Below are 25,519 nucleotides of genomic sequence, written 5' to 3' on the forward strand. Positions count from 1 at the left end.
GCCGGTCCCTTCGGTCCGGTCTCCATTTCCCGCTTATCCCTGGAAAGGAAACATCAATGAGCAAGGTTGGATTTATCGGACTGGGCATCATGGGGTCGCCGATGGCCCAGCATCTGCAGGCCGGTGGACATACCCTGTTCGTGAACACGGTCGGCCCGGTGCCGGAGGCCCTGGTGGCCGGCGGTGCCACCGTGTGCGCCACGGGCAAGGAGGTGGCCGAGAAGGCCGAGATCATCTTCATCATGGTGCCGGACACCCCGGACGTGGAGAAGGTGCTGTTCACCAAGGGCGGCGTGGCCGAGGGCCTGTCCGCGGGCAAGATCGTCGTCGATATGAGCTCGATCTCGCCGGTGGCGACCAAGGGCTTTGCCAAGCGCGTCAACGAACTGGGCTGCGAGTATCTGGACGCTCCGGTGTCGGGCGGCGAGGTGGGGGCCAAGGCGGCGTCGCTGACCATCATGGTCGGCGGGTCCGAGGCAGCCTTCGCCACGGTGAAGCCGCTGTTCGAGCTGATGGGCAAGAACATCACCCTGGTCGGCGGCAACGGCGACGGCCAGACCACCAAGGTGGCCAACCAGATCATCGTCGCCCTGACCATCGAGGCGGTGGGCGAAGCCCTGCTGCTGGCCGCCAAGGCCGGTGCCGATCCGGCCAAGGTCCGTCAGGCCCTGATGGGCGGCTTCGCCAACTCCCGCATCCTGGAGGTGCATGGCGAGCGCATGGTGAAGCGCACCTTCGATCCGGGCTTCCGCATCGAGCTGCACCAGAAGGATCTGAACCTGGCCCTGTCCACGGCCCGGCTGCTGGGTCTCAGCCTGCCGAACACCGCCACCTGCCAGGAGCTGTTCAACGCCTGTGCGGCCCATGGCGGCAAGCAGTGGGACCATTCCGGCATGGTGCGCGCGCTGGAAATCATGGCCAATTTCGAGATCGGCCAGAAGGCGTGAGCCGGCGTCGCTGAAGGAGACCTGTCATGACCATCGCTCCCCGGGACCTGCTGCGGCGCATGTTCGACGCCGCCGTCGCGGCGGCCCAGCCCGCCCGCTGCGTGCCCGTCAATCTGCCGCCACCGCCCAAGGGCCGGCTGGTGGTGATCGGGGCCGGCAAGGCGTCGGGGGCGATGGCCAAGGCGGTCGAGGACCATTGGCCGGGCGCCCTGTCCGGCCGGGTGGTGACCCGCTACGGCTACCGCGTTCCGTGCGAGCGGATCGAGGTGGTCGAGGCGGCCCACCCGGTGCCCGATGCCGCCGGGCTGGAAGCGGCCCGGCGCATCCAGGCGCTGGTGCAGGGGCTGACTGCCGATGATCTGGTGCTGTGCCTGATCTCCGGCGGCGGTTCCTCCCTGCTGCCGCTGCCGCTGGACGGCATCAGCCTGGAGGACAAGCAGGCGGTCAACCGCGCCCTGCTGAAGTCCGGCGCCACCATTTCCGAGATGAATTGCGTGCGGCGGCACCTGTCGGCCATCAAGGGCGGGCGGCTGGCCGCCGCCTGCCACCCGGCCCGGGTGCTGACGCTGCTGATTTCCGACGTGCCCGGCGACAACCCCATGGACATCGCCTCCGGCCCTACGGTCGGCGATCCCACGACCTGCGAGGACGCGCTGGCCATCATCCGCCGCTATGGCATCGAGGTGCCGGCGGTGGTGCGCGCGGTGCTGGAGAGCGGCCGCGGCGAGAGCGTGAAGCCCGACGATCCCCGCCTGGCCGGCTGCGAGACCCGGCTGATCGCCACGCCGCAGATGGCCCTGGAAGCTGCGGCCGCCGTGGCCGCCGCCGAAGGCGTGACGCCCTACATCCTGGGTGATGCCATCGAGGGCGAGGCGCGGGAGGTCGGCAAGGTCATGGCCGGCCTGACGCTGCAGGTGGCGCGCCGCGGCCAGCCCGTGGCCGCCCCGTGCGTGCTGCTGTCCGGCGGCGAGACCACGGTGACCGTGCGCGGCCAGGGCCGCGGCGGCCGCAATGTGGAATTCCTGCTGTCTCTGGCCGTGGCCCTGAACGGGGAGCCCGGTGTCCATGCCGTGGCCGGTGACACCGACGGTGTCGACGGTCTGGAGGAGATCGCCGGTGCCTTCCTGGCGCCCGATACGCTGGAGCGGGCCTGGACCGCGGGCATGCGGCCCAAGGACCGGCTGGCCGACAATGACGGGCACGGTTTCTTCGAGGCGTTGGGAGACAGTCTGGTCACGGGTCCGACCCTGACCAACGTCAACGACTTCCGCGCCATCCTGGTCACCGGGTCCTGAACGGGCCGGTGCCTTCCCATCCCGGCCCCTGAGCGGCCGATACTTCCGTGCGAGGATGCCATGGACCTTCCCAAGAACCACTTCAAAGCCGCCATCAGCGCCGGTCAGGTGCAGATCGGTCTGTGGTCGATCCTGTCCAGCCATGTGACCGTCGAGATCCTGGCCGGGGCCGGATTCGACTGGCTGGTGCTCGACACCGAGCACGCCCCCAACGAGCTGCCCATGGTCTACAGCCAGCTGCAGGCCGCCGCCGCCGGCGGCGATGTCAGCCCGGTGGTGCGCGTTCCCTGGAACGACATGGTCACGCTGAAGCGCTATCTGGATATCGGCGTGCAGTCCTTCCTGATCCCCTATGTGGAGACGGCGGAAGAGGCGGCGGCGGCCGTGTCCTACACCCGCTACCCGCCGCATGGCGTGCGCGGCTATTCCGCCGCCCCGCGCGCCTCGGGCTTCGGGCGTATCAAGAACTACCCGCTGCGCTGCGCGGAGGAGATTGCGGTGCTGGTCCAGGTCGAGACCCGCAAGGGCCTGGACAACATCGAGGCCATCGCCGCGGTCGAGGGTGTCACCGGCATCTTCATCGGCCCGGGCGACCTATCGGCGGCCCTGGGCCATGTGGGCAATCCCAAGCATCCCGCGGTACTGACGGCCATCGATGACGCCATCTGCCGCATCACCGCGGCCGGCAAGCCGGCGGGCATTCTGACGCCGGATGAGACCCTGGCCCGCCATTATATCGAGCTGGGCTGCAAGTTCGTGGCCGTCGGCTCCGACCTGGGCATCCTCGCCCGCACGGCCGAGCAGCTGGCCGCCAAGTTCAAGACCAGGGGCTGAAAAAGCGGGCGGCGGGGTGCCGCCGCCCGTTTCCCCGTACACCCACAGCCGACAAATCCCGTCGTGGAGGCAGGACCATGTCCGAGATGCCGCTCTATATCCGCGTCCATGAGGACGACAACGTCGCCATCGTCGTCAATGCGCTGGGGCTTCCGCCGGGGACGACCTTCGCCTGCGGCCTGACGCTGCGGGAGTTCGTGCCCCAGGGCCACAAGGTGGCACTGTGCGATCTCGCCGAAGGTGCGGCGATCATCCGTTACGGCCAGGTCATCGGCTATGCCGTGCGCGACATTTCCCAGGGCAGCTGGATCGAGGAATCGCTGGTGCGCCTGCCCACGGCCCCGGATCTGGACAGCCTGCCGCTGGCGACCGCCGTGCCGCCGCCCCTGCCGCCGCTGGAGGGCTACACCTTCGAGGGCTTCCGCAACCGTGACGGCAGCGTCGGCACCAAGAATCTGCTGGGCATCAGCATGAGCGTGCAATGCGTGGCCGGCGTGCTGGAGCATGCCGTGGACCGCATCCGCAAGGAACTGCTGCCGCGCTTCCCCAATGTGGACGACGTCATTGCGCTGGAGCATGTCTATGGCTGCGGCGTCGCCATCAACGCTCCGGCCGCCGTGGTGCCCATCCGCACTGTGCAGAACCTGGCGCGCAATCCGAACCTGGGCGGCGAGGTCATGGTGGTCGGCCTGGGCTGCGAGAAGCTGCAGCCCGAGCGACTGCTGCCGCCGGGGGCCGAGTCCGCCATCGTCACCCTGCAGGATGAGCGTCACCACGGGTTCGGCGACATGGTGTCCGCCATCCTGGAGATGGCGGAGAAGCGTCTGGTCGAACTGAACAAGCGCCAGCGCGAGACCTGCCCGGCTTCCGACCTGGTCGTGGGGTTGCAGTGCGGTGGCAGCGACGCCTTCTCCGGCGTGACCGCCAATCCGGCCCTGGGCTTTGCCGCCGACCTGCTGGTGCGGGCCGGGGCCACGGTGATGTTCTCGGAAGTCACCGAGGTGCGCGACGCCATCCATCTGCTGACCCCCCGCGCCGTCGACGAGGAGGTGGGGCGCGCCCTGGTGCGCGAGATGGACTGGTACGACCGCTATCTGGCCGGCGGCCAGACCGACCGCGCCGCCAACCCGTCGCCCGGCAACAAGAAGGGCGGTCTGGCCAATGTGGTGGAAAAGGCGTTGGGCTCCATCGCCAAGTCCGGCACCAGCCCCATCGTCGGCGTGCTGTCCCCGGGCGAGCGGGCCACGCAGAAAGGGCTGCTGTTCGCCGCCACCCCGGCCAGCGACTTCGTCTGCGGCACGCTGCAACTGGCCTCCGGCATCAATCTGGAGATCTTCACCACCGGCCGCGGCACGCCCTATGGCCTGTCCATGGTGCCGGTGATCAAGGTCGCCACCCGCACGGCCCTGGCCGAGCGCTGGCATGACCTGATCGATGTGGATGCCGGCCGTATCGCCACCGGCCAGGCCACCATCGAGCAGATCGGCTGGGAGCTGTTCCACCTGATGCTGGACGTGGCCAGCGGCCGCAAGAAGACCTGGGCTGATCATTGGGGCCTGCACAATGCGCTGGCCCTGTTCAATCCGGCGCCGGTGACGTGATCCGGCCGGGCGGCGGGCACAGATCGGTCCGCCGCCCGGTCTTCCCAAGGGCCGGGTCACCGCCCCGCACCCTTGGGTGTATGTCTGCGTTTCCACCGACGCAGGCGCAGGCAAGGGGCCGGCCGCCGCCGGCCCCTTGCTTATGTCCGGAGCTATGCCGAGGACGATCCGGATCCTGTGGCCGGGACAGGCATCGCAAGACCGCTGGCGCGACATAATGCACCAGCCGTCGATGGTCCATTCCGATTTGATGATGTTAGCGCTAACATAAATTCCGAAACAGCCTGGGGCCGGACCCCGTTTCCGGCGGGCTTGGCCATCCGACCGCAGCGGGATTTCCCGACCGAGTCGGATTGTCCGGCATGATGGCTTTGGAAAGGGATCGCGCCATGGATATGTCGTCCGTCACCCCGGCCCCGTTGGCTTATGCCGCATCCGTCCGCCCGGCGGACATCGTGGTCGACACGCTGGATGCCCGCCTGTCCCGTCTGGAGATGGCGGCCGATTGCCTGCGCGCCGATATCCTGCTGGGGGCGCTGGTCAATCCCGACGGGTTGAAGACCTGCATCGACATGCAGAGCTTCGGGCATGAGGCCGTAGGCCTGTTCAAAGAGGTGGTGCAGCAGACCAAGGCCGCCGCCAGCCGGAGCGAGGCAGAGATCGACGCCCAGCTCCGTCGCATTGAAACCGCCTACGAGGCCGTGCATGCGGCCTTGAAGATCGTTGCCGGCCTGGTGCTGGACGACCGCGACGTTGCCGGCCATTCCTGAGGGCGCCTGGGGCTCCGCCGCCCCGCCGGGCATGGCCCGAGGCAGACACTCGGGCTGTTTGATCAGGTGCTTTCGCGCTCGACGATCTCGAAGCCCACATCCACGACCTGTTGCACCGGCTCGCCATTGAAGCGGGCCAGCATGGCCTCGGCGGCGCGCTGGCCGATGCCGCGGCGGTCGATGCGCACGGTGGACAGGGCCGGGATGGTGTAGGGCGCATATTCCAGATCGCCGAAGCCCATGACCGCCATGTCCCGCGGGACGGACAGGCCGCGGGCGCGGGCCTCCGTCAGCACGCCGTGGGCCAGAACGTCGGAACTGCAGACGATCGCGTCCGGCCGCTCGGTCATCGACAGCAGTTCGATCAGCCCGTCGCGGCCACGTTTCAGCGATGTCGGGGTGCCGGCGATGGCCGTCGGCACATCGGTGATGCCGTAGGGGGCCAGCGCTTCGATAAAGGTGCGGCGGCGCAGCAGGGCGCGGGTGTCGTCGGCACAGACCATGCCGAAACGGCGATAGCCCTTGGCCCAGAGATACTCGGCCACGGTGCGGCCCACCTTTTCATGGGAGAAGCCCACGACCATGTCGATGGGAGTCGGCGTCAGGTCCCAGGTCTCGACCACGGGGATCTTGGCGGCCAGCAGGCGCTGGCGCGTCTGGGTGGAGTGGGTGATACCGGTCAGGAACACGGCATCCGGGCGCCGGCTCAGTACGGCGCCGATCAATTGCTCCTCACTGGCCGTCGGAAAACCCGACAGGCCCAGCAGCACCTGGTACCCCGCTGCCCTTAACCGCTCCGTCAGCGTTTCGATGCCTTCGGCGAACATGGAGTTGGCAATGGTGGGCACGATGGCGGCCACAAGCCGGCTCTTGCGCGAGGCCAGACCGCCGGCCAGCAGGTTCGGCACATAGCCTGTGCGGGCGATGACCGAGCGGACATAGTCCAGTGTCTCCTGAGTCACCAGCTCCGGCCGGTTCAGCACGCGCGACACCGTGATGGGTGACACGCCGGCCAGCTTGGCCACATCCTCCAGCGTGACGCTGCCGGACGAACGCCGGGACGTCCGGCCGCCTTCAGGTCCCTTGGTGCTCTGGCCGTCGGCCGCGGATTTCTGCTTGGCAGGGGGGGACTTGGTTCTGGACAAGACGAACGGCCTACATGCAGGGGGACAGAAAGCGCCAACTATAGCCTGTTCCAACAGACTACGGTCCGGCTTTACCATTCAAGCCCTATCTCGCCCCCGTCCGCGGCAAATTGGCGCCTTGTTCCGATCGATGATAGCGTTATCATTCGACCCATTCAAGGCACCCCTCCGGTGCTGCACGATCATCCGGTCGCGCCTGACCGATCACCGGCCGTTCTGCCCCGCCTGTGGAAGATCGGGGCTGCCGGGACGGGACGGGCCGATCCGCCCCCGGCCGAGAGCCTTCTCCTGGCCACACCTCATCCCCGCCTTCTGGAGTAGCCGGCCATGGCCATCACTGTGAAGTTCCCCCCGCGGCGACGCAAAACCAAGATCATCGGCACGCTGGGCCCGTCCAGCTCGTCCCTGGAGCAGATCCGTGCCTTGGTCAACGCCGGCCTGGATGTGGTCCGCCTCAACTTCAGCCATGGCAGCCACGAGGATCACGGTGCCCGTGTGCGCGCCGTGCGGCAGGTGGAGAAGGAGACCGGCCGCCCCATCGCCATCCTGGCCGATCTCCAGGGGCCGAAGCTGCGGCTGGGGACCTTCGCCGCCGGCCCGGTCGATCTGACCGCCGGCCAGCGTTTCCGTCTGGACCTGTCGAGCGAGCCCGGCGACGCCACGCGTGTCGGCATGCCCCATCCGGAGATCTTTGCCGCCCTGACCCCTGGGGCCGAACTGCTGCTGGATGACGGCAAGGTGCGGCTGCGGGTGGAACACTGTGGCGCCGACCATGCCGAGACCGTGGTGGTCAGCGGCACCCGCCTGTCGGACCGCAAGGGCGTCAATGTGCCCACCGTGGTGCTGCCGCTGTCGCCGCTGACGGAGAAGGACCGCCGCGATCTGACCTTTGCGCTCAGCCAGGGCGTGGACTGGGTGGCCCTGTCCTTCGTCCAGCGGCCCGAGGACGTGGCCGAGGCAAGGCGGCTGATCGCCGGCCGGGCGGTGCTGCTGTCGAAGCTGGAAAAGCCGCAGGCTATCGAGCATCTCCATGAGATCATCGAGCTGTCCGACGGCGTCATGGTGGCCCGCGGTGACCTCGGCGTGGAGATGCCGCCGGAGGATGTGCCCTCCATCCAGAAGCGCATCGTGCGCGAGGCGCGGCTGGCGGGAAAGCCCGTGATCGTCGCCACGCAGATGCTGGAGAGCATGATCACCGCCCCGGCGCCCACCCGGGCCGAGGCGTCCGACGTGGCCACCGCCGTGTTCGACGGGGCCGATGCCGTGATGCTGTCCGCGGAATCCGCCTCCGGCGCCTATCCGGTGGAGGCGGTGTCGATGATGGATCGCATCGCCTGCCGCGTGGAGCAGGACCCGATGTACCGCACCATCATGGATGCCCAGCATCCCGGTCCGCAGGAAACCACCTCCGACGCCATCACCGCCGCCGCCAGCCAGGTGGCGCGCACCATCCGGGCCGCAGCCATCGTCACCTACACCACCTCGGGCCTGACCACCCTGCGTGCCGCCCGCGAACGGCCGGATGTGCCCATCCTCTGCCTGACCTCGCGCATCGAGACGGCCCGCTGGCTGCAACTGGCCTATGGCGTCCATGCCGTGCATACCGAGGATGTGGAGACCTTCGCCGAGATGGTGCAGAAGGCCGTGACCCTGGCCTATACCCAGGGACTGGCGGATGAGGGGCAACGGGTGGTGATCACCGCCGGCGTTCCTTTCGGCATCGCCGGCAACACCAACATCCTGCGCATCGGCTGGGTCGAGCGTCCCGCCGTTGGCAACCGCAGCTGTCCCCCGGCAGAGGAGCGTTGCGTGTGACGATCCGGGGGAAGGGGGCTGCCCCTTCCCCAAGGCCCTGCGCATCCCGGATGCGCAGCCCCGATGCGCAGGGCGCGCCTACCCTGCGCCTTTGCATACAATTGCGGTAACAGGATTTCATGCTATGTGAGGCGCATGACGAACGAGGACGGGCATGAGCGCTTCTGATGTGAAGGATCTGGCGCCGCGGAAGCGGGCGCGCCGGGCAACCCAGCGGTTGACCATGGCCGATGTGGCCAAGGCAGCCGGCGTTTCGGCCAGCACCGTGTCGCTTTATTTCCGGCGGCCCGAGGCCGTGTCGCCGCATCTGGCCGAGCGGGTCAAGACCGTCATCGATGAGATGGGCTACGTTCCCAACCTTATGGCCGGCAGTCTGGCCGCCGCCAAGAGCCGCACGGTGGCCGTGATCCTGCCGTCGATTGTCAATTCCTTCTATGCCGAGACCTACAACACGCTGCAGCGGCTGTTCTCCGCCTCCAACTACCAGACGCTGCTGGGTGTCAGTGAATTCAGCCCGGACTCCGAGGAAAAGCTGATCCGGGCCTTCCTGGCATGGTCGCCGGCGGCCATGGTGGTGACCGGCCTGCAACATACGCCGCAGGCCAAAGCCATGCTGGCTTCCTCGGGCATTCCCATCATCGAGATGTGGGACATGCCCACGCCGGAGAACGAGGCGGTGGACACCAGCGTCGGCTTCTCCCATTTCGAGGTCGGGCGGCAACAGGCCAGCCATCTCTATGACCAGGGCTGCCGCAAGATCGCCTATATCGGCGCCGCCGTGCATCTCGACATGCGGGTGCGTAGCCGGGCCGACGGCTATGAGGACGAGGTGGAGCGGCGCGGGCTGCATCAGCCGGTGGCGCTGACGGCGCCGGACGCGGCCTCCACCCCGGTGGGCTGCTGGCTGTTCGACGAGGTGCTGACGGCGCATCCGGACATCGACGGCATCGTCTGCTCCAACGATACGCTGGCGCTGGGCGTGCTGTTCGAGGCCAAACGGCGCAACATCCGTGTGCCCGAGGATCTTACCGTCATCGGCTTCGGCGATCTGACCTTCAGCAATTCCTGCCTGCCGCCCCTGACCACGGTGCGGCCACCGCAACAGGAGATCGGCCGGCTGGCCGCCACCCATATCCTGGCCCGTCTGGCCGGCGCCAGCCTCCAGCCCAGCCATTACAACCTGGACTGCCAGGTGATCGTGCGGGACAGCACCCAGGGGCCGCGTCACCCGGCGTGACCCCGCCCGACCGGTGCAGACACGCGAAACCCGCCGGGCGGCTGCCACGGCGGGTTTGGCGATGGGCGGTCGGGACGATGGGTTCTCGGCGTGGGCGGGCCGGTGTCTGTGACCGTGCCCGCAGGACCCCGCCGACCGGATATCGTTTACTGGAACGAGAAGTTGGTGCCGGCCACCGGGATGTTGCGCACCCACTCCTGGCGCGCGGAATCATCGAAACGGCTGGTGCCGGTGCTGAGGGCGGCGATGGTGGCCAGCCCCAGAGCCGTGGCCGCGACCAGGAATTTCAGGGCGAAGGCATGGAATGACGAGGTTGCCTGCCGCATGATGTGATCTCCGTTGCAAGGGGGGCGGTGCGCCCCCGATATGGCATTGTCCTTGCCCCGAGGATCGTCGATTTCCGGGTGGAAACAACGGGAGGGATCGCATGACGGCGCTGTCAATGCTGCAAAGCAGTATAGCGCTATTCTGCGTGCGTTATCCGGGGAGTCCTGAATATAATACTGAAATTACAAGGTGTTCGTAGCGCTGCGGAAATGATTGCGCTATCATAAATGGTGCTGGTCCTGACTGTTTAAGCTGCACTGCGGAGGCGGCTTCGATCCGGTCAGGCGGAACGGGGATGCTGGAGGTCGGCCAGTGGAACGAAGCCCGTGGCCTCTTCGCCGCCGATCAGCACGGCACCATCGAGCAGCAGCCAGGCATGGGCCTCCAGCGCGCCATCGGCAGTCTTGCGCACGCCCAGGCGAATGGCACCGCCATGGATGCCGCGGCGCAGCAGCAGCAGCTGGCAGGCCACCGCCCGCACCAGACAGGTGCTGTGCCAGGGCAGGCGGCCAGCCACGAAGGCGGTCCGACGCCCGACGGCTTCGGCCCGCGCCAATCGGGCGGAAAGGGCGGCCGATGCCGCGGTGGTCGCAGCGTCGGCCTGCACCGCCTCAGCCTGCACAGCGGCGCACCCCAACAGGCGGCAGGTCCGGCGGATCGGGATGAGGAAGACCATGATCCAGCCGAGGATCAGGGCCAGCGCGGTTTCCACACGCAGCAGGATCCGGATCATCGGCCTGCCCCGCGCCACATGCCCCGCCACCGATCCTGCATCCGTCCCGTCCCGTTCACTGTCCGCCTCGTCCGCTTCTGCGCCCGAACTCTATAGCAGTTTGGCAGATGCCATCACAGTGCGCAGGAGTTGCGCTGTGATGATGGCGCCGCCGGCAGGAAAAAAGCGGGCGGTGGTGTCGCCACCACCGCCCGTCAGTCATGGGGAAGAAGCTTTGATCGGAAGCGATCAGAACTTCACGGTCGCGCCCATGAAGAAGCGGCGACCGACCACGTCGTACACCGACGGGTCCGTGTTGGCCTGGACCGACGGCGTGTACAGCCGCGGTTCCTGGTCGAAGAGGTTGTTGATGCCGCCGCGCAGGGTCAGGTTCTCCGACAGCACGTAGCTGGCGCTGAGGTCGAAGTACCAGGTGGCCGGGACATTGGTGTAATCGACACCTTCCACCAGCGTGCCGGCGGTGTCCTCGCGGACAACGTTGTTTTCCATCGGGCCGATGTAGCGGGCCCGCAATGACGTCGTCACCGGACCATACATGTAGGTCGTGGTGATGGTGCCCTTCCATTCCGGAATGGCATCGCCGATGGACCCGCCGATGGAGCCGGCATAGTCGATGTAGGCATCGCCGGGAAGGGCCTGGACCTTGTAATGGTCGACCCAGGTGCCGGCGAGGTTGATGTTCAGGCGGCCGGCGTCGCTGGGCAGGTCATAGCCCCAGTCGAGCTGGACGTCGATGCCCGAGGTCTTGATCTTCGACAGGTTCTGGTAGAGCTCCAGCGCATCATCGATGGACCCGTCCACCGACTGCCGCTTGAACAGCTGGCAATAGTAGTTGTCGTTGGAGAAGGTCGGGTTGTCGCCGTTGGCGTTGAAGCAGCGCGCCACGGCCAGACCGGCCGAGATGGTGGAGATCGCATCCTTCAGGGTGATGTCGTAGTAGTCCACCGACAGGGTGATGTCGCTGACCAGCGGATGCTGGAAGGGTGAAGTGGCGACGAAGCCCAGCGTGTAGGTATCGGCAGTCTCCTCCTGGAGCTCGGTGTTGCCGCCGACAAGGGCGCCAATCTGGCTGTTCGACTGCTCGTAGCTGTCGATCATGGTCGGCGAGATGCCTTGGGACAGGCAGAGCGCCCGGACCGCGTCGGCGTTGGCGCCGGTGCGATAGGTCGAACCCGCATTGCAGGGGTCCGCCACTTCCGGATTGTCCTCGTTCTGCGGCGAGTAGAGTTCGCCGATGCTGGGCGCGCGGACGGCACGCTGGTAGGAGCCGCGCAGGCGGAACAGGTCGTTGACCGCCCAACTGCCTTCGCCCTTGTAGCTGCCGAAGGTGCCGGCGGCGGAATGGTCGGAGAAGCGGTAGCCGGCCGTGACGCTGACCGCCTTGGCGAAGGGCAGATCCGCCAGCAGCGGCACATACAACTCGCCGTACAGATCCTTGTTCTCGATCTCGCCATAGAGCGAGTCCTGGGCATTGAAGCCGGAGACATCGCCCGAGGCCAGCACCGAGTCCGCCTTGAAGTCGTAGCTTTCCGAGCGGTACTGGGCGCCCAGGGCCAGCCCGACCGTGCCGGCCGGAAGGTCGAACAGGCCGCCGGTGACATTCATCTCCACCACATCCTGTTCGATGGTGGTGGTGTTCTTGGCCGTGACCGAGACGTAATCCTTGCAGGCCTGGGAAAGCTCGTTCTGGCCGAACGGGTTATAGCCACCCTCGCAGAGGCTGGCGCCGCCATCGGCGGCCGTCAGCAGTTCCTGGACCTTGCTGTAGGAGACGTTGCCGGACTGGGTCTCGGTGGTGCTGACACGGCCGTTGGCGGCATAGATGTCGTATTTCCAGCCGCTGACGCCGGGAATGTCGCCGCGGAAGCCGCCCAGAACCTGGAAGACGTTGTTTTCATACTCGGAAACACGGGGGCCGACCGCATTGAAGCGGGTCAGCAACGGGATATCGGCCGTCGGGTCGGACCGGCTGGCCGCCAAAGCGGCCAGATCGGCCGGAATGAAGGGATTGGTCACGGGAACATAGAAATATCCCTGGCTGCCGGTCGGGGCCGGGCTGGGTGCCAGCTGCGTGGTGGAGTTATAATTGGTGAAGAAGCCGGAGGCGTAAGCCTCCACATGGTCGTTGATCTGGTAACGGGTGGTGCCGGCGATGTTGACCCGTTCCATGGGCAGGATCAGGGCATTGTCGGGCTCGAAATTATAGCTGACGCGCTGATCGCCATTGTTGCAGCTGCCATCATAGATGCAGGTGGCCAGCTGGCTTTCGTCGACCTTCACGTTGAAGGGAGCCGGGGCGCTGCTGCTGTGGCTGATGCTGAACAGGGTTCCGTCCGGATTGAAGCTGTAGCGGTCGGTGCGTGATACGGCACCGGTGGAATAGCCGCTGTACTGGCCGAAGACGGAATCCACCGCCGCCTGCGTCGGGGCATTGGACCCGAACACCACCGAACCCCAGGGCAGGTAGGAGGTGGTGGAGGTGGCCTGGGCGGTGAAGTCGCGCTCGCCCTTGCCCAGCTCCTTGCGCTTCAGATAGCCGACGCTGAGGGTGGCGTTGCCACGTCCCTGGGCGAAATTGCCGCCGATGGTGATGTCACCGGATTTCTCCTCGGCGTCGCCCTGGTCGGAAATGCCGTACTGGACATTGGCTTCCAGCCCCTCGAAATCCTCCTTGAGGATGAAGTTCACCACGCCGGCCACGGCATCGGCGCCGTAGACGGCAGAAGCTCCCCCGGAAATGACTTCCACCCGGTCGACCAGCGCCGAAGGGATGGTGTTGACGTCCACCGACATGGTGGAGTCCGAGCCGATCATGCGCCGGCCATTGACCAGCACGAGGTTGCGGTTGCTGCCCAGGCCGCGGAGATTGATGTTGGCCCGACCGCCGGCCGAGGGATTGTTGGAGGTGGAGGTGGCGTCCGGAACCACCTGCGGCAGCTGGTTCAGCAGGTTCTCCGCTGTCAGCGCACCGGTCTGCTGGAAGCTTTCCGCACTGACTGTGGAAAGCGGGCTGTCGGAGACATAATCCTTGCGGGCGATGCGTGTGCCGGTGACGACGATTTCCTCCAGCTGGCCGCTGTCCTGCGCCTGGGCGGGCAGCAGGGGCAGGCCGAGGGCGACGCCGGCCAGCAGGCCGGCACGGAGGGTACGACCGGTATGCATAGGAATGTTCATTCAAATTCCCTTCAGCGAAGAGGTCCCTGTTTTCCAGGTGATCAGCGCGTCTCTGTGAGATTCGTGCCGTCCCTCCCGCTCTCACGGTCGTATCGGCAAGGTCTGGCGCATTATTATTGCAGTATTATGTCTCATTCCTGCTGTGTTTCTAAAATGCAACAGTCTTGAATTTGGGCGTGAATCTCCTTTTCGACCAAAGTCGATCCAGCACTTTTGGTGTATTGCTGATTTTTTATTCTACAGGATCATCGTCCTGATCATCCTGTTCCTTCCAGGATGACGGTTCTTGGCCGCGCTGCCCCTCTGGTGGCTGACCCGCGGAGGTGGCCATGCCGCCAGAAGACGTTGTCGTTGCGCCGGACCAGATGACCGCGGACGAAATGCAGCCGCGGCGTGCTTCGGGCGCTGCCGATGCCGGCAGGGCGGGAGGCCGTGGCCGGCAGCAGCGGCAGATGCACCTCCACATGCTCCAGCAGGGGCGGGCGGCCTGCGGCGATGCGGCGGCGGTTGAGGCGGTCGAGATCACTGGGCTTCAGCACCGGTCCATGCCGGGCCTGCAACATCAGCGACAGCGACAGGACCAGCAGGAAGTCGCCGGCCACCATCGACAGCATGCGGCTGATGACGGTGGCCCGGTCCCCGGCCGCCACATGTCGGGCGTAGTAATGCTGCCAGCCCGGACTCATGCAAAAGCGGGCCTGGGCGAACAACGGACTGAGGTCGGGCCGGTCGGGCATACGGACCAGGATGGAGCCGTCCGTTGGCGGATGGCCGGCCGGTGCCTCGTCGAGATCGAAATGGATGTCGAACGGAGACACATCGGCACCCTGCTCGGGCCGGCGCCGATCGGCCCAGATGCTGTGGATGGTGCCGCGCCGGCCGCTCTCGTCGCTGCGGATCAGCAGGCCGCTGATATCGGCGCCGCCATCCCCGGCCATCCAGCCATGGCGGGCGAACACGGCCTTGCGTTCCGGTTCGCCCCACTCGACCCACAGGGTCGTCGCCGGCACGCGGATCAGATCCAGGCAGCGATGCAGCAGGTCGCCATCGCCGATGGCCGTGTTCCAGCAGGCGTCGGTGGCGGCCGGCGACAGCACGTAGCGCAGGGGGCACTGCTTCAACGCATCCGCGATCCGGGTGGCATTCGGCAGGATGAAGTCCGGTTGTCCGCCGGTGGAGGCGATGGCCAGGGCGGCGGGGGACTGGGCAACAAGATCGAACAGGCGCACGGAGCCATCTCCTGTGGCATGACAGTCCGGTGACGGATCTGGCACCGCCGGGGAAATGGCACCCTGTCGCGTGGGGGGAGACAGACCTGCCATGCCGGTCCATCCGTCCACCGCCGCGACGGCTGTGGGCGTCCAGCGCGTGAAAAATGCCCTCTACGCCATTGCCCCGGTTCGGTTGGGCCTGCCCGCAAGGATTCGGGGGCGGTCGCTTCCGGGTTGGGCAATTTTTGCCGCATGGGCGGTGAAAGAGGAAAAAATTGCACGGCAAATAATGCCGATGGGCAAAAACAGTATACGCAAGTCAAGAAATTGAGAAAATCAAGAAATAACCAAAAAAGACCGCCCGACTTTCCAGAGCGGCCCGTTGAACCGTGGTGAAGGCGGCTTTCGGCCAGGGTCATCACTCCTGTCGGCCTGCTGCCGCACGCCAGGGAGACGGGTCATGTCCATATCCAGCATCACCAGCACCAGTTCCAGCCTGTCCACGACCAGCAGCACCAGTTCCACCAGCTCCACGGTGCTGGGGACCTTCGACACCATGATGACGCTGCTGCTGAAGCAGCTGGAGACCCAGGACCCGTCCGATCCCATGGATACCAGCTCGTTCACCAGCCAGCTGGTCAGTCTGTCGAGCCTGGAGCAGCAGACGCAGACCAACAGCCTGCTGACCGATCTGAATTCCTCCCTGTCCGGCTTCCTCAGCGGCAATGCCGCCTACAATTATCTCGGCCGGACGGTAGAGGTGGAAAGCGATACGGCGCCGCTGCAGAACGGCAGCGCCAGCTGGGCCTATGACCTGCCCGCCGATGCTGACAGCGTCAGCGTCACCATCACCGACAGTTCCGGCGCCGTCGTCTACAGCGGTTCGGCGTCGACCGATGCCGGCAGCAACAGCTTCAGCTGGGACGGAAGCCGCACGGATGGCAGCACGGCCACCAGCGGCAGCTTCACCCTGTCCGTCACCGCCACCACCGACGGGGTGAGCAAGAGCATCGACCCGCGGGCGATCGGCAAGGTCACCGGTGTCGACAGCTCCAGCGGGACCGCGCTGCTGAGCCTGGGCGGCGTGGACGTCGCCATGGACGACGTCGTCTCCCTGATCTGATCCCCGGCAGCCCTGCAGGAGCCAGCCATGAGCATCACCAGCGCGCTCAGCATTGCCACCTCCGGACTGGCCGCCCAGTCCAAGGCCTTCACCTCGATCTCCAGCAATCTCGCCAATGTCAGCACCATTGGCTACAAGGCCAGCTCGACCAGCTTCACGGCCCTGGTGTCGGGCACCAGCAATTCCTCCTCGGCCGGCATCGGCGGCGTCGTCGCCTCCACCAGCCAGGGCATCAGCGCCCTGGGCGATATCGAGGATACGGGCGTCAACACCGAGCTGGCCATTGACGGCAACGGTTTTTTCGCCGTCAGCGCTGCCGTTGACAGCAGCCAGATCGCCTACACCCGCAACGGCACCTTCAGCGTCAACGAGTCCGGCTATCTGGTCAATGAGGACGGCTACTACCTCAATGGCTGGGCCCTGGACGAGAATGGCGATGTTTCGGCCCGGAACCGCAGCAGCACCCAGAGCCTGGACCCGATCAACCTCGCCGATATCTCCGGCATGCCCCAGGCCACGACCAGCCTGGGTCTTACGGCCACCCTGCCGGCCGATGCGGCCATCGGTGACAGCTTCGTCACCGATGCCGAGATCTATGACAGCCTGGGGGCCAGCCATACGGTGGTGCTGAACTGGACCAAGACCGGCGAGAACGCCTGGTCCGTGACAGCGGATGACCCGGTATCGGCCTCCGATACCAGCATCACCACCGGGGACAGCGATGACGCCAGCATCGATCTGACCTTCAATACCGACGGCACCCTTGCCTCGGTTTCGCCCAGCCCGGCCACGCTGAACTTCACCGACTGGACCACCGGGGCGGCGGACAGCACCATCACGCTGGATCTGGGAACCATCGGCAAGACCGACGGGCTGAAACAGGCCAGCACGGTCAGTGGCGAGCCCCGCATCACCGTCAGCAACAAGACCCAGGATGGATGGTCGGCCGGCACGCTGGAGAGCGTCAGCATCGAGGCCGACGGCACCGTCATGGCCAGCTTCGACAATGGCCAGTCGCGGGCCGTCTACAAGATCCCGGTGGTCACCTTCAACAACCCGGACGGGCTGCAGCTGATCAACGGCACCGTCTACAGCGCCACCGTCAATTCCGGCCAGTACCAGCTGAAGGAGGCGGGCAGCAACGGCGCCGGCGGCATCCGCTCCGAAGCGCTGGAAAGCTCCACCGCCGACACCTCCACCGAACTGACGCGGATGATCTATGCGCAGCAGGCCTATTCGGCCGCGGCCAAGGTGGTCACGGCGGCCCAGGAAATGATGGACACCCTGATCCAGGCGAAGAGGTAAGCAGCCATGGCCTCCTCCTTCTCTCTCGAAAAGACGCGGCGCGAGGACCGGCTGGACCGGGAAGACCGGCGGCTGCGTCAGCGCACCCTGGCGCTGTTGTCCGGTCCGGGCCGCCATGACAGCGATGCCCTGCTGGCGCTGCGCGACGACTGGGAACGCCATATCGCCGACCTGGAGGCCGAAATGGCGGCGGTGCGGACTGATATGGCCGGCGACCGCCAACGGCGCCAAGCCCTGACCATCTACCAGATGACCAGCCGTTTCGGCGGCTCCCGGCACAGGGGATGACGGCCATGCTTCCCATGGATACGGGCGGCATCGCCGCCGAAATGGCTGCACTCCAGACCCTGATGGCCGGGCTGCTGCCCCTGGTCGATGGCAGCGATGCCGGGCCGGCGCGGCTGAAGCGCATGGATGCCGCCCTGCGAGAGTTGCGCACGGGGGTCATGCGCCTGACCGTGCAGCTTCAGCAGGCCAAGGCGGCCGGCCGTGGGGCGGACCTCGCGGCCGTGTTGACGCCTTCCGTGGCGACGGCCCTGGCGGAACTGGGCGCCGCCTTGCCCCGTCTGGCGGCGGAGATGAAGGCCCGGCGGACCCGGCTGGCGGCGCTGATGCAGGTGACACGGCAGCGGGCGCAGGAGCCGCAGGGCTACCGTCCCTTGCGCGGCGGACGTATGGCGCTGGTGCAGCGTCAGGTCCGCCACTGCGTCCAGATCTCAGCCTGACCGGGGGGAGGCGCATCATGTCGCTGCGAACGGCAAGCCTGATCACCCAGTCGGCGCTGCGCGCCAACCAGACGGCGCTGGGTGTCACCGCCGCCAACATCGCCAATGCGGATACTGCGGGCTACACCGCCAAGAGCGCGACGCAGGCGGCGGTCAGTGCCGGTCAGGGCAGCGCCGGTTCGGCCGTGGACGTCACCGGCATCAGCCGCGACGTCGACCAGTTCGTCACCCGCCAGATCGTGGCGGCCAGCAGCAGCGCCGGTGCCGCCGGGACGTTGAGCGACTATCTGGCAAAGATCGAGACCGTCTATGGCAGCGTCAGCACCGGGGGCGGCGACAGCATCGCCGGCGTCATCAATGAGGTGACGGCCAGCCTGGAGTCCCTGGCCAGCGGCGGCAGTGCCGACGAGGACAAGGCGGCCACTGTGACCGCCCTGGTGGACATGGCGGCAAGTCTTACGGACGCATCGGCCAGTCTGCAGGGCTACCGGGCCCAGGCCGATCAGCAGATCGCGGACACGGTGGCCCAGGCCAACGCAGCGATCCAGTCGATCGCCGATCTGAACGACAGCATCGTCCAGGCTGCGGCGGCAGGGCGCCCGACCGCCGACCTGGAGGACCAGCGCGAGGTGCAGCTGAAGTCCCTGGCCGGTCTGATCGACGTCAATTACAGCGTCGATTCCAGCGGACGCATGCAGGTCTACACCACTGGCGGCAGCGCGCTGGTGACGGCGAATGCCCATACGCTTGGGTTCACCGCCGCGGCCAGCATGGATGCGGACACGGTCTACAGTGCCACGCCGCCCAGCGATCTCAGCGGCATCACCCTCAACGGCCAGGATATCAGCCGCAGCATCAGCTCCGGCTCGCTGCGGTCGCTGCTGGACCTGCGTGATGACATCCTGGTTGACGAGCAGACCCGGCTCGACAGCCTGGCCTCGACCATCATCGACCAGGTCAATGCCGTTCACAACAGCGGCACCAGCTATCCCCCGGCGGACAGTCTGACGGGCACGCGGGCGGTGACCGGCGGTGACACGCTGGCCGGCAGCGGCAGCTTCACCCTGGTGGCGACCAGCGGCGACACGGTGGCCGCCAGTCTCAGCATCGATCTTGCGACCGTCTCCACGGTGCAGGACTTGGTGGATGCCATCAATGCCGATGGTCATTTCAGCGCCGGCATCACGGCCGGCGGCAAGCTCAGCATCGCTTCCGCCACCAATGGCCAGGGAATCGCCATCGATCAGGGCAGCAGCGCGGCGGGGGGGGAGGGGGTCTCCGCCTATTTCGGTCTAAACGACCTTCTGACCGGCAGCGATGCCAGCGACATCGCCGTGCGCCGCGATATCGTCGACGATCCGGCCCGGCTGGCCACGGCCACCCTGGCCGGCACCACGGCTGGTCAGCGCGCCGTCAGTTCCGGCGATGTCGGCACGGCCACCGCGCTGGCCGATCTGTTCAGCGGGACCAGCAGTTTCGCCAGCGCCGGCGGCCTGGGCGCCCGCAGCACCAGCTTCTCCGGCTATGCCGGAGACATCATCAGCGCCGCGTCCCGCAGCGCCAGCACGGCGTCCAGCCGTGCCGACACGGCCAGCAGCAGCCTCAGCGATCTCACCAGCGCCTTCGCCAGCCAATCCGGCGTCAGCCTGGATGAGGAGACGGCGGCGACCCAGGCCCTGGAAACCGCCTATCAGGCCGCGGCGCGGGTCATGGCCGCGCTGCAGAGCATGTACGACGAACTCATCGAGATGGTCAGCTAGGAGAACCATCATGCGCGTATCGACCTTCGGCCAATACACCACGCTGGTCCAGCACATGACGCGGCTGGAGGGAACCGTGGCCGAGGCCCAGATCCAGCAGGCCTCCCAACTGAAATCCAGCCGCTTCTCCGGTCTCGACGGTCAGGCCGCCACGCTGCTGGATCTGGAAGGGGACCTGAGCCGCAGCGCCACCTATATCGCCAATGGCGAGGCGGCGGTGTCGCGCATCAACGCCACCTATTCGGCCCTGCAGAGCGTCAGCGATCTCGCCACCTCCTTCCGCACCAGCCTGACCGCGTTCAACACGGTTACCGGCGATGCCGGCACGCTGCAGCAGACGGCCCAGGGCATGCTGGAGGATCTGGCGGCCACCCTGAACCAGCGCTCCGCCGGCCAGTACCTGTTCGCCGGCAGCGCCACCAACACGGCGCCGGTCAGGATCGACAGTGCCAGCTATCCCGCGCTGTCCAGCCCCAGCAGCGCCACCACCAGCTATTACCAGGGCGATGCGACCCGGCCCTCGGTGCGCGTCTCCGATACGCTGACCGTGTCCTACGGCATCACCGCCGCCGACCCCTCGCTTGAGGCGCTGATGCGGGCCCTCAATCTGGTGGCCAGCGCGTCCCCCCTGGATGAATCCACGCTGACGGAGGCGGGCGGTCTGGTGGAAAGCGCCGGCACGGGGATCGCGACCGGTCTGGAGACCTTGTCCGCGGCCGCCAGCCAGATCCAGGACACGCTGGATCGGCAGACCGATCTGCAGCTCTACGCCGAGAGCTGGATCGAGGACATCAAGGGGGTCGATGTGGCCGAGGTGCAGACGCGCCTGTCGACGCTGGAAACCTCGCTGGAAGCCACGATGCAGGCCATCGCCACTTTCCAGAAGCTCAGCCTGGGCGACTACCTCTGAGGTCAATTCCCGGCGCGCCGCCCTTTGCAAAAAAGTGCGCCCGAAAAAGGAGACACCGCCGTTGAACCTGTCGAGGGGAGGTAGCTCTCCGGGCCGGCATCGATCCCTTTCCCACGGCTCCATCCCTCATGGCTCTCTGAATGGAGAAAGAACATGCCTTCGATCGTTACCAACACCGCTGCCAATTCGGCCCTGCGCTACCTGAACGTCAATTCCCAGGCGCAGACGGACTCCGTCTCGAAGATCGCCTCCGGCTCGCGCATCACCAAGGCCTCGGACGACGCCTCGGGTCTGGCCATCGGCACCAAGATCCAGTCCGATGTCACGGCCCTGCAGCAGGCCTCCACCAACGCCTCCAACGGCTCCTCCATCCTGCAGGCGGCCGATGGCGGCATGGCCCGCATCTCCGACATCCTGCAGCGCATGAAGTCGCTGGCCACCCAGTCGCTGTCGGGCACCGTCGGCGACAATGAGCGGGCCTATATCGACGCGGAGTACCAGCAGCTGATCGAGGAAATCGACAGCATCGCCACCGGCACCCGCTTCAACGACGACAGCCTGCTGACGGCCAATACCACGGGCACCGATTGGACGGCCGCGGCCGGTGTCGACTTTGTCGTCGGCTCCAGCACCACCGATAAGATCAACGTCAAGATCACGGCGGTGGATGCCACCAGCCTGGCGGTCGATACCGGTGATGTGACCACCGCGGCCACTGCGACGACAGCCGTGGCCGCTCTGGACACGGCGATTTCCACCCTGTCCAAGGCCCGGGCCGATGTGGGCGCGCTGATCTCGCGCTTCGATTATCACGGGGAGATGATCGACACCTCGATCGAAAACCAGTCGGCCATCAAATCCGACATCATGGATGTGGATGTGGCCGAGGAACAGACCAAGCTGTCCAACGAGGATGTCCTGGTCCAGGCCGCCATCGCCGCGCTCAGCAAGGCAAACGAGATGCCGACCAACCTGCTGCAGCTGCTGCGCTGATCACGGCGCGCAGGGACGGGGTGGCGCCTGCGCCGCCCCGTCCATCCTCTTCTGACCCGCCGCGGGGGGAGCCATGGCCGTTTCAGCCACATCCAGCAGCACGACGACCACATCCAGCGTCTCCAGCGTCACCGGCCTGGATTATGACGCGCTGGTGGCAAGCGTGGTTGCCGCCAAGGAAGCGCCGGCCGACAGCATCGATGTGCAGATCGACGAGAACACGGCCAAGATCGGGGCCTATCAGGAATTGCAGTCGCTGCTGGACACGCTGACGGACGCCGCCAATGTGCTCCGGGTGCCAGAAGGCTACAGCAGCGGCAGCGAGGATCTGTTCGAGGGACGCACGGCCTATCTCAGCGGCGCATCTTCCCCCGGCGACTATCTGGGTGTCACGGTCGATGACGGGACCGATGTGGGCGCGCATACGGTGGAGATCGAGCAGATCGCCACGGCCCACAAGGTCATGAGCAGCGCGCAGACGGACCGGACCTCCGCGCTCGGCCTGTCCGGCAGCTTTTCCATCGGTCTGGCCGACGGCACTCAGCAGAGCATCAGCGTCAGCAGCACCAGCACCCTGAACGACATCGCCAGCGCCATCAATGCCAGCAGTGCCGCCAGCGGCGTCAGCGCCAACGTCCTTAAAGTCTCGGGCAGCGATTACCGCCTGGTCCTGACGGCCACGGCGACGGGCCGGGATATCACCATCGGCAATGACGACAGCGGCATCCTGCAAGCGCTGGGCGTCATCGGCAGTGACGGCACCATGGCCAACACGCTTGCCGAAGCCCGCGATGCCGTCATCATTGTCGACGGGCTGGAAATCACGCGTGCCTCCAACACCATCGACGATGTGCTGGATGGCGTCACCCTGGAACTCTATGCCGCGCAGCCGGGAACGACCCTGACGCTGGAGGTGGATGAGGATCTGGCCGGGATCAAGGACGGCATCACCGCCCTGGTCGATGCCTACAACGGCGTCCGCGACTTCATCCTGACGCAGCAGGCAACCACCAGTAGCAGCACAGCCTCGTCGGATGCCGTGCTGTTCGCCGACAGTCTGGTCCGTCAGATCTCCACCGCCCTGTCCACGGCCCTGAACCAGCGGGACGGCACCGTCTCTCTCAGCACGTTCGGGATCACCTTCGACAGCGACAACACCCTGCTGCTGGACGAGGATACGCTGAACGCCGCGCTCAGTACCGATCTGGATTCCGTCAAATCGCTGTTTGGGTTCGACTTCAGCTCCAGCAGCACCCACCTGCAACTGCTCCGCCGCCCGGCGTCGCTCCAGATCACCAGCTTCACCATGGATATCGCCGTGGATGGGACGGGCGCCGTCACCGCCGTGTCGGTCGGTGGCGACAGCAGCAAATTCACCGTCAGCGGAACCCGGATCATCGGCGCCACTGGCACGGAATTTGAAGGGCTTACCTTCGTCTATACCGGCAGCGGTGGCGCCGTCAGCGTCGAGATGAGCAGCGGAATCGCCGAATTGCTGTACCAGACCGCCTATCGGGCGTCGAACACGTCGGACGGGTCGCTGCAAAAGCAGATCGCCAGCTTGACGTCCTACAACACGACCCTGGAAAGCCGGGCGTCGGACATCCGCACCAAGGCGGAGGAATACGGGGAAAATCTCCGGTCCTATTACGCGCGGCTGGAAGCATCGGCCCAGGCAGCGAAACTGCTGCTGAAGCAATTGCAGGCCGCGTCTGGCAGTTCCGACGATGATTGACCGTGTCTTCTTCACCGAAAAACGAGACAAGAACTCCGACAGGAGGATGGGATGTCGAGCAATCCCTATGCGCGTGCGGCGAGCGCCTATCGCAGTGCCATTCAGACCCTGCCGCCGGTGAAGGGCGTGGCCGCCCTGCTGGACCGTGCCCTTCAACATTGTGCGGCGGCCGAGCCGCTGCTGAAAGCCGGCCGCTACGACCGTTTCCATGACGAGATCCGGGCGGCCATCACCATTCTCAGTGGTCTGTCGCAGTTCGTCGCCGGCCAGATGCCCGCCGACGCTGCCGTGGGCTGGGGGCGGCAATGCGGCGGACTGGTTGTGGCCCTGGGGCGGATCGCCGGTGGTCCGGACCCGCGGGAACGGCTGCACCGCTGCCATGACCGGCTGGCCCGGTTGCGGCAGAGCTGGGGCCGGGCGGCCGGGCTCGATACCCGGGCCGAACCTCTTTATGCCGGGGCGAGACCGGCATCCCCGCCCCCTGCGGTGGATGCGGCCCATGGCTGAGTTGTCGGCCCTGTGTGGCCCGCCATCCTCCTCCCGGATCGCGGGCCTGCGCGTCCATGAGGAGACCATGCTGGAGGCGGAGAGTGACGAAGCGCTGATGCTGGCGGTGCAGGATGGCAATGTCCAGGCCTACCGCCTGATCGTCCGCCGTTACCTCAAGCGCATCTATGCCGTGGCCCGCCGGATCCTGCCGCATGACGCCGATGCCGAGGATGTGGTGCAGGACACGTTCCTGCGGGTGTGGAGCCACCGGCACAACTGGTCGCCGGGGGCCGCCCGCTTCACCACCTGGCTGCACCGAATCGCCATCAACCGCTGCATCGACTATCGGCGCCGTCCGCTGGAGGACCGGCTGGACGATGCGGCGGAGCCGGTGGACGAGCGTCCGCAGACCGACCAGTCCATTCATGACCGGCAGTTGCACGCCGCCCTGGCCAAAGCGCGGCGGCGGCTGCCTACTAGCCAGCAGATAGCCCTTGCCCTATATTACAACGAGGGAATGACCGGTGTCGAAGTGGCTGCGGTCATGGGGCTGTCGCAGAGTGCGGCGGAAGCGCTGTTGAAGCGCGCCCGCCAGCAGCTTCGTGTCGTTTTCGCCCGATCGGCCATTCGAGCCCAGGATGCGTTTGATGATCGATGATGGTCTGCACGTGGCATTCGAGGATCTCCTCTGCCAGTACGGGGCAGATCTGCGCGCATGGCCGAAGGACCGGCTGACGCCGGTCCTGGCCCTTCTCCGCAGCTCCCATGCCGCCCGCCAGCGGTTGCGCCTGATGCGCCGTATGGAGGCGATGCTGGAAACCGACATGGACGGGATCGAGCCGCCAGCCGGGCTGGAGGAACGGATCCTGTCCGGCATGCTGCGCCTGCGGGAACGGGAAACCGATCCGACCGGTCCTCCCGACCCTGATGGGGCTTTGGCCGGCCGCATGGGCGGCCATACCGCCGTCCGCTCCCGCATCTGAATTTCCCCAGCCGCGCCGCCATCGCCGGATGTGAACGCATCCGTTTGAGGGAAATGTATCCAAAGCTCCGCCGGCCAGCCCCGCGATGTCGCCCGCTGGACTGGTCTTCTTTTGCTCCGCGCCGCCCCCGATCCCGTCAAGGGCCGGCAGCCCGTCGCCCCCCAACGGGATCAGGCGGGCTGGCTGTCTGGTCCTTATACGGACCGGATCTTCCGCTCCTGTCGCAGGAAAATGTCGAGAGCGGGGTATAATCTGTCGGCGCTGACGGCTTGCGTCGCTGTGCGTCGCACGGCGCAACCTTAAGCTGATCTTTATTTCGATCATGCAACATGAATAATGTGGGACTCTGCGCTGGATCTGGATTCCACGCGGCAATATCGGAGCTATTCCAAGGAAACGCCGTCGAA

23 protein-coding genes are annotated in these 25,519 nt (G+C 66.4%); 18 read left to right on the forward strand and 5 right to left on the reverse strand.

Translation table 11 applies throughout. The features are described from left to right. The first annotated feature begins 35 nt into the window (after positions 1-35). From glxR to DK368_RS09890, 5 genes are all read left to right on the forward strand, one after another. Positions 36-947: a 2-hydroxy-3-oxopropionate reductase gene (glxR, locus tag DK368_RS09870; protein ID WP_338045700.1), complete on the forward strand. Its 912-nt coding sequence runs from the start codon at positions 36-38 to the stop codon at positions 945-947. Between the two features lie 26 nt (positions 948-973). Beyond that, positions 974-2,242, forward strand: coding sequence for a glycerate kinase type-2 family protein (locus tag DK368_RS09875; protein ID WP_114393786.1), 1,269 nt, complete (start codon positions 974-976; stop codon positions 2,240-2,242). Positions 2,243-2,302: 60 nt separating this feature from the next. Then, complete coding sequence (locus DK368_RS09880) at positions 2,303-3,076, forward strand: aldolase/citrate lyase family protein (RefSeq protein ID WP_114393787.1); 774 nt, start codon at positions 2,303-2,305, stop codon at positions 3,074-3,076. Positions 3,077-3,153: 77 nt separating this feature from the next. Beyond that, complete coding sequence (gene garD / locus DK368_RS09885; protein ID WP_114393788.1) at positions 3,154-4,677, forward strand: galactarate dehydratase; 1,524 nt, start codon at positions 3,154-3,156, stop codon at positions 4,675-4,677. Positions 4,678-5,066: 389 nt separating this feature from the next. Continuing rightward, positions 5,067-5,447, forward strand: a complete 381-nt coding sequence (locus DK368_RS09890) for a hypothetical protein (protein WP_114393789.1) — start codon at positions 5,067-5,069, stop codon at positions 5,445-5,447. A gap of 62 nt (positions 5,448-5,509) precedes the next feature. On the opposite strand, the gene DK368_RS09895 is transcribed toward DK368_RS09890, so the two are convergent. Beyond that, positions 5,510-6,592 carry a LacI family DNA-binding transcriptional regulator gene (locus DK368_RS09895; protein WP_205028133.1) on the reverse strand — a complete coding sequence of 361 codons (1,083 nt, stop codon included), beginning with the start codon at positions 6,590-6,592 and terminating at the stop codon, positions 5,510-5,512. A 327-nt stretch (positions 6,593-6,919) separates the two neighbouring features. Here DK368_RS09895 and pyk point away from each other — a divergent pair, with 327 nt between their 5' ends. Both pyk and DK368_RS09905 read left to right on the forward strand, forming a co-directional pair. Beyond that, on the forward strand, positions 6,920-8,407 hold the full coding sequence (gene pyk / locus DK368_RS09900) for a pyruvate kinase (protein ID WP_114393791.1): 1,488 nt from the start codon (positions 6,920-6,922) through the stop codon (positions 8,405-8,407). A 154-nt stretch (positions 8,408-8,561) separates the two neighbouring features. Next, positions 8,562-9,644 carry a LacI family DNA-binding transcriptional regulator gene (locus DK368_RS09905; RefSeq protein WP_114393792.1) on the forward strand — a complete coding sequence of 361 codons (1,083 nt, stop codon included), beginning with the start codon at positions 8,562-8,564 and terminating at the stop codon, positions 9,642-9,644. 146 nt (positions 9,645-9,790) lie between these two features. Here DK368_RS09905 and DK368_RS09910 read toward each other — a convergent pair whose 3' ends face one another. The 4 genes from DK368_RS09910 to DK368_RS09925 form a co-directional block, all read right to left on the reverse strand. After that, positions 9,791-9,970 carry a hypothetical protein gene (locus DK368_RS09910; RefSeq protein WP_114393793.1) on the reverse strand — a complete coding sequence of 60 codons (180 nt, stop codon included), beginning with the start codon at positions 9,968-9,970 and terminating at the stop codon, positions 9,791-9,793. 281 nt (positions 9,971-10,251) lie between these two features. Next, the gene (locus DK368_RS09915) at positions 10,252-10,704 is read right to left on the reverse strand and encodes a lasso peptide biosynthesis B2 protein (RefSeq protein WP_114393794.1); all 453 of its coding nucleotides are present in this window, start codon (positions 10,702-10,704) and stop codon (positions 10,252-10,254) included. A gap of 228 nt (positions 10,705-10,932) precedes the next feature. Next, a complete protein-coding gene (locus tag DK368_RS09920; protein ID WP_114393795.1) occupies positions 10,933-13,878 on the reverse strand; it encodes a TonB-dependent receptor domain-containing protein in 2,946 nt (981 codons plus the stop codon). A 257-nt stretch (positions 13,879-14,135) separates the two neighbouring features. Beyond that, on the reverse strand, positions 14,136-15,107 hold the full coding sequence (locus tag DK368_RS09925; RefSeq protein WP_114393796.1) for a hypothetical protein: 972 nt from the start codon (positions 15,105-15,107) through the stop codon (positions 14,136-14,138). Positions 15,108-15,549: 442 nt separating this feature from the next. Between DK368_RS09925 and DK368_RS09930 the strand changes: the two genes are divergently transcribed. From DK368_RS09930 to DK368_RS09980, 11 genes are all read left to right on the forward strand, one after another. After that, positions 15,550-16,212, forward strand: coding sequence for a flagellar hook assembly protein FlgD (locus DK368_RS09930; RefSeq protein ID WP_114393797.1), 663 nt, complete (start codon positions 15,550-15,552; stop codon positions 16,210-16,212). 27 nt (positions 16,213-16,239) lie between these two features. After that, positions 16,240-17,517, forward strand: coding sequence for a flagellar hook protein FlgE (gene flgE, locus DK368_RS09935; RefSeq protein WP_114393798.1), 1,278 nt, complete (start codon positions 16,240-16,242; stop codon positions 17,515-17,517). A gap of 6 nt (positions 17,518-17,523) precedes the next feature. Then, positions 17,524-17,805 (forward strand): hypothetical protein, encoded by a 282-nt coding sequence (locus tag DK368_RS09940; RefSeq protein ID WP_114393799.1) that lies wholly within the window; start codon positions 17,524-17,526, stop codon positions 17,803-17,805. A 5-nt stretch (positions 17,806-17,810) separates the two neighbouring features. Beyond that, the gene (locus tag DK368_RS09945) at positions 17,811-18,242 is read left to right on the forward strand and encodes a hypothetical protein (protein WP_114393800.1); all 432 of its coding nucleotides are present in this window, start codon (positions 17,811-17,813) and stop codon (positions 18,240-18,242) included. A gap of 17 nt (positions 18,243-18,259) precedes the next feature. Next, complete coding sequence (flgK, locus tag DK368_RS09950) at positions 18,260-20,002, forward strand: flagellar hook-associated protein FlgK (RefSeq protein WP_114393801.1); 1,743 nt, start codon at positions 18,260-18,262, stop codon at positions 20,000-20,002. Positions 20,003-20,012: 10 nt separating this feature from the next. Then, positions 20,013-20,912 carry a flagellin gene (locus DK368_RS09955; protein ID WP_162305960.1) on the forward strand — a complete coding sequence of 300 codons (900 nt, stop codon included), beginning with the start codon at positions 20,013-20,015 and terminating at the stop codon, positions 20,910-20,912. Positions 20,913-21,065: 153 nt separating this feature from the next. Continuing rightward, the gene (locus DK368_RS09960; protein WP_114393803.1) at positions 21,066-21,905 is read left to right on the forward strand and encodes a flagellin; all 840 of its coding nucleotides are present in this window, start codon (positions 21,066-21,068) and stop codon (positions 21,903-21,905) included. Positions 21,906-21,978: 73 nt separating this feature from the next. Beyond that, the gene (fliD, locus tag DK368_RS09965) at positions 21,979-23,640 is read left to right on the forward strand and encodes a flagellar filament capping protein FliD (protein ID WP_114393804.1); all 1,662 of its coding nucleotides are present in this window, start codon (positions 21,979-21,981) and stop codon (positions 23,638-23,640) included. A 51-nt stretch (positions 23,641-23,691) separates the two neighbouring features. Next, positions 23,692-24,147 (forward strand): flagellar export chaperone FliS, encoded by a 456-nt coding sequence (gene fliS, locus DK368_RS09970; RefSeq protein ID WP_114393805.1) that lies wholly within the window; start codon positions 23,692-23,694, stop codon positions 24,145-24,147. Then, positions 24,140-24,787 (forward strand): sigma-70 family RNA polymerase sigma factor, encoded by a 648-nt coding sequence (locus tag DK368_RS09975; protein WP_162305961.1) that lies wholly within the window; start codon positions 24,140-24,142, stop codon positions 24,785-24,787. The genes fliS and DK368_RS09975 overlap by 8 nt, the downstream gene beginning before the upstream one ends. Next, positions 24,777-25,112, forward strand: coding sequence for a hypothetical protein (locus DK368_RS09980; protein ID WP_114393807.1), 336 nt, complete (start codon positions 24,777-24,779; stop codon positions 25,110-25,112). The genes DK368_RS09975 and DK368_RS09980 overlap by 11 nt, the downstream gene beginning before the upstream one ends. Positions 25,113-25,519 lie beyond the last annotated feature (407 nt).

The organism is Oleisolibacter albus (genome assembly GCF_003336875.1).
GTDB classification, from domain to species: Bacteria; Pseudomonadota; Alphaproteobacteria; order Azospirillales; family Azospirillaceae; genus Niveispirillum; species Niveispirillum album.